Source organism: Methylorubrum zatmanii (assembly GCF_014845115.1).
GTDB lineage: Bacteria > Pseudomonadota > Alphaproteobacteria > Rhizobiales > Beijerinckiaceae > Methylobacterium > Methylobacterium zatmanii.
Genome location: NZ_NKUI01000297.1, coordinates 1 through 2,229 on the forward strand (window position 1 = coordinate 1; position 2,229 = coordinate 2,229).

3 protein-coding genes are annotated in these 2,229 nt (G+C 71.6%); all 3 read right to left on the reverse strand.

The annotated features are described in order from the left end of the window. Nucleotides 1-402 precede the first annotated feature (402 nt). Entirely contained in the window at nucleotides 403-666 is a 264-nt protein-coding gene (locus MZTS_RS23810; protein WP_009866945.1) for a hypothetical protein, read from the reverse strand. Then, on the reverse strand, nucleotides 650-1,324 hold the full coding sequence (locus MZTS_RS23815) for a hypothetical protein (RefSeq protein ID WP_192285740.1): 675 nt from the start codon (nucleotides 1,322-1,324) through the stop codon (nucleotides 650-652). Before MZTS_RS23815 ends, MZTS_RS23810 begins: the two co-directional genes overlap by 17 nt. Before the next feature lie 14 nt (nucleotides 1,325-1,338). After that, nucleotides 1,339-2,229: APC family permease (locus tag MZTS_RS23820; RefSeq protein ID WP_192285742.1), on the reverse strand; the 891-nt coding region annotated here is incomplete at its 5' end.

A 2,229-nucleotide genomic window follows, 5' to 3' on the forward strand; every position in this document is an offset into this window, starting at 1 on the left:
GATCGACCTGATCCGCGCCGGAACACGCCCCCGTCTTCGCGGCGCGGATCAGGTCGATCTCCTCGCGGGTGAGCCAGACCGTCGCGGTGCCGAAGCCCAGGTCTTCGGCCTGATCCATCTCACGGGACAGGCGCGCCGCCAGGGCCCGGCGGACGGAGTCGGTGGCGGAATCAGTCATGGGCGATCCTCCGCGCGGCCGATCCGCCAGAGCGTATGACTGATTCTACATAGGTGAGGTTCGCCGCCTCAGCAGGCGGGGAGGGCGCGGTTGCGGCCGGCGAAACCAGAGCCGGACGCGCGCCCGTCGGAGCACCGCCCCGGATCTCAGATCCGGGGCGGTGCTCTCGATCCCCAGATTCCGCATCGTCCCGAAAGCCAGCAACCACCTTTCGGGACGATGCGCTAACGCAGTCCCGCCCGGATCCGGTCGAGGCGAGCGCAGCGATAGGCGTCGGTCAGGGAGAGCGCCCAGACGAAGAAGCCGCCCGCATGCCGGCCGATCAGGCTGGCCTCGGGGGCGGCGAAGCGGGCGGTGAGCCAGCCGCCCAGCAGGGCGAACAGCGCGAAACCGAGCCCCCGCCGCATGCGCCCGGTCCAGACATGGCCCATGCCGGGAAGCAGGGCCGCGACGAGCAGGACCTGGCGCGGGTCAGGCGGCACGGGCATGGCGGGTCTCCACGGATGTTGCCGCGAGGCTGCGGGCCAGACGCAGGCCCTCGTGCAGCAGGGGACGGAATCGTTCAGGTGGCACCTGCGCCAGCGCAAAGTGGCTGCCGCGCAGGAGCAGGTAGGCGCCCCGTGCGCCCTCGCTCGCCTGCACCGTGAGGCGCAGGCCCTCCCGGGTCAGCAGCACCTCCTTCACCGTCGGATCGGCGAGGATCGGCGCCAGGGCCGGCTCCACGCGGGCCAGCAGATCGCCGGCATTCCGCGTCCCGCGTACCAGCGTGTCCGCCGGCCAGGAGGCCGGCACCGACCAGCGGGCCGGGAGGTTGTCCGGGGTGTAGAATTCCGCCCCTGCCGGGCGGCGCAGGATGTCGAGGATCGCGTCCGTCGCCAGCGGCAGACGCAGGGTGAGCCGGAGCCAGAGCTGCGGCAGCCGACGATGCACCAGCGTGTCGGGGATGAGCCGCACATCGACCGCGGCGCCCCGGTAGCGGCCGCGCAGGGTCGCGAACCCGGCCCGGTCGCGCCCGAGGCGCGGCGCCTCGATCTCCGCCGCGCAGCGCGCCAGCAGCCCCGCCCGCCACGCCGCCGCGTGCCGCTGCCGGCGCCAGCAGAGAGCGGCGGCGGCGAGAGCGATCAGGGCGGCGGCGAGGGGGAGCATCGGCGCGCCTCTCCTCAGTAGCCGCGCGGCTTCGGCCAGGGCATCGTGAACTGGTCGCCGCGGCGGACATACTTGTAGCGGTGCAGCACGAACCAGGCCGAGGCGGTGATGTAGAAGGCCATCATCGCGAGGAGCTGGGTGCCGTAGCCGAGGAACACCGCGAGATAGGTCACGATGCAGAGGCCGAGCAGCAGCAGGGCCGGCAGCGGGTGGAGCGGGTGGACATAGCCGCGCTGGATCGTGCCCAGCGGCCATTTGCGGCGGAACAGCATGATCGACAGCGCCATCAGCGTGTAGCCGAGCAGGCCCGACAGGATCGAGAAGGTGATGGTCTGGTCGAGCGGTGTCGAGACCGCGAACAGGATCGCGATCGGCACGAAGAAGACGATGGCGCGGTAGGGGGTGCGGTAGGTCGGATGCACCGCCCCGAACCAGACCGGCATGTAGCGGTCCCGGCCCATGGCGAACCACGCCCGCGATGCATCGTTGATGCAGCCGTTGGCCGAGGCCACCGTGGCGAAGAGGGTGCCGAGGAACAGGGCGAGTTCGAGCCAGCGGCTGCCGGTGAGCCGGGCCGCGTCGTAGAGCGGGGTCACCGCCTGGCCGAGATATTCCCACGGCATCAGCCCGGAGCAGACGTACCAGGTCAGCGTGGCGGCGATCAGCAGGGTCATCATGCCGGTCATGGTGCCGAGCGGCAGCGCGCGGGCGGGCGAGCGCACCTCTTCCGCCGCCTGGGTCGTCCCCTCGATGCCGAGATAGAACCAGAGCCCGAAATGCATCGCCGCCAGAATGCCGAGCGAGCCGTAGGGCAGGCCGACGAGCAGATCGTCGTGCTTGAGCACCGCGCCCGGCGCCCAGGGCTGGGTGGCGACGAACAGCACCACGATGGCGGCGAAGGCGGC